The following is a 2,263-nucleotide window of genomic DNA, read 5'->3' as shown; positions in this document are numbered from 1 at the left end:
ATCCGCTCTCGCACTACGACACCTGTAATTCTAGCTACTAAATCATTTAAACTTTCTAAATGTTGAATATTGACGGTAGAATAAACATCAATTCCGGCTGCCAAAATTACTTCTACGTCCTGATAGCGCTTTTCTCTTGGTGAACCTGGCACATTAGTGTGAGCGAGTTCATCAACTAACACCAGTTGTGGGCAGCGCAAGAGAATTGCATCTGTGTCCATTTCTTGCAGAGTGATGTTCTGGTGGATATAGGCTTTTCTAGTAATCACTTCTAGTCCAGCAGCTTTGAGAGCCGTGTCTTTGCGTCCATGAGTTTCCAGGAAGCCTATGACGATATCGATACCATCTTGCTTAAGAAAATCTGCTTCTTCCAGCATTTTGTAAGTTTTACCAACACCGGGGGCCATACCAATAAAAATTTTATGCTTCCCACGTCGAGCAGGACGGATGTAGGAATTATCAGGGGAGGAGTTAGAGGGATTAAACATCAATCAGGTATTGCAACAGGTAGTTAACGAGTTAATTTAATGCCCTGGATTAACGATTACCTAATTACAGGCATTTTTGACTCGATATTATTCTACTTTGTAATATTGTTTTACAATAACTAACAGAGTTACTACTTAGAATGTCTTCAAGTTTGGAAGTTTTGACCGAAGAGGCGGAGGGGCAGTTCTTGCTCTCGCTCCCCTGCCTCTTTTGCCTCTTTTGACAAGATTTGTACGGCTGAGTATTACTCCAGACAACAGGGCGAACACATCTAAATTACTCTTGCTCACAACGAAGCTTAAGAAACAACGAAAAAATCTTTACTTTCGCGTTTGATTATTTTTTAAGCCCCAAAGCGATGTCTGCAAGGGGCTACGTCTACGCCGAGAATTTTTGCAATAAGCAAGGCTTAATGATATTAAGTTTAATTCTATTGAGGATGTACTTTATTTACTGACATGATGCGGTCGCCCTCCCGGAGAGTGAAAAAAGCTTTTCATGAGCGGGATCGCCCACAATGGATGAAATAAACCATTCTGTTTTCTTAGGAGCAACTGCACAGGCGTCACTGCCACGGCTTTTCGTATGGCTGCTTTTTCTGTAACTCAAAGCCGTTCTGCTTTGGATGCTTTTTACAGGCGTTTACGATCGCGCTTGGGTGCTCCAAAAGCCATCACCGCTACTGCCCATAAATTGGTACGCCTGTTTTATCAAATGTGGGCGACTGCTGGGAAATATACCGACCCTGGCATGGACTACTATGAGCAAAAATACCAGGAACTGATACTCAAAAATCTCAGGAATAAAGCTCATGCTCAAGGTCTTAAAATTGTCCCAATTTCTCCAGAGCAGGAAAATATTCCATCCTCTCCCACCCTTGCTACATAAGCTTTACGCAAAGTGTTTCTTCAGAGAGGGGTATACATCGGATGGGGAGGCTATGGTGTTGCAGGAGATGGTGCGGCGATATCCGATGCAGGAGTAGGATTCTGCATCGGATCAAAATCCTGAAAAATGGTTGTATGAGGCTGTCGTTACTTTATCTAAGATATGTTACTTTTCCGCCTTAACTGTTAAGTTCATCGCGCTTAATTTTAATATCTTCGCCTTTGACTTCTTGCATTGCCTCTGGTTCTAACTCTTCGGCAGACTTATTTAGTCGTATAAAGACCCCCCAAGCTGCGAGTAATGCGGCAGTGGCTAATCCTACAGTAGAGGCTTGTGGTAAGCGCGACGGATCTTCGTGGATGAGTTCAAATACTACGACCAGGAATTCAATCGATAGAGAAACGATAACGACAATCAAAAATCGCGATAAGAAACGGCGTACCCTAGTGGGAAAGCTCATTTTAGTGCGACGTAGCACCTCTTCATCAAGAATAGTTTGTCCAAGCTCAAGCGAGGCAACAGCAATTGTTAGTAGACCTACGCTCTCCATTATAGAATTGAAACGCGACCTTAAGTCAGTCGTTTTTAAGGGATTGATTCCACTCCATAATTCGAGGACAGCGAACAGGATTAATATAAATGAACTCAAGATAAACAACAAAGTAATGATTGAAACAGGGGAAACGCACCTTATTTCCTAACAAAAACTAATAAAGATTTCAAAGTCATTTATACAAGTGCAAAACTTGACAAGGTTATAAACAAAGTAAATCGATTCTTTTGCAATCGTATAAATTAACTTATCTCTAATAAAAGAACTTTTATTTAAGGATAAATTAGCTAACTATTCAGCCATAAATAAGTAAACTCATCCTTGAAAATAAGC

General features: G+C 41.1%; 3 protein-coding genes. 1 reads left to right on the top strand and 2 read right to left on the bottom strand.

Annotation, left to right across the window (positions count from 1 at the left end; translation table 11 throughout):
- A partial coding sequence (locus H6G97_RS50155; RefSeq protein WP_479684985.1) for a histidine kinase occupies window positions 1–488 on the bottom strand: 488 nt, incomplete at its 3' end.
- A 586-nt stretch (window positions 489–1,074) separates the two neighbouring features.
- On the opposite strand from H6G97_RS50155, the gene H6G97_RS50150 reads away from it, so the two are divergent.
- A complete protein-coding gene (locus H6G97_RS50150) occupies window positions 1,075–1,377 on the top strand; it encodes a hypothetical protein (RefSeq protein ID WP_190947661.1) in 303 nt (100 codons plus the stop codon).
- A gap of 178 nt (window positions 1,378–1,555) precedes the next feature.
- Here H6G97_RS50150 and H6G97_RS50145 read toward each other — a convergent pair whose 3' ends face one another.
- Window positions 1,556–1,927, bottom strand: coding sequence for a hypothetical protein (locus tag H6G97_RS50145; protein WP_199350196.1), 372 nt, complete (start codon window positions 1,925–1,927; stop codon window positions 1,556–1,558).
- Between the last annotated feature and the right edge of the window lie 336 nt (window positions 1,928–2,263).

Origin of the sequence: Nostoc flagelliforme FACHB-838 (genome assembly GCF_014698065.1) — a bacterium.
GTDB classification, from domain to species: Bacteria; Cyanobacteriota; Cyanobacteriia; order Cyanobacteriales; family Nostocaceae; genus Nostoc; species Nostoc flagelliforme_B.
The sequence above is the reverse complement of the archived record's forward strand: the minus strand, read 5'-3'. Positions and strand labels throughout refer to the sequence as shown.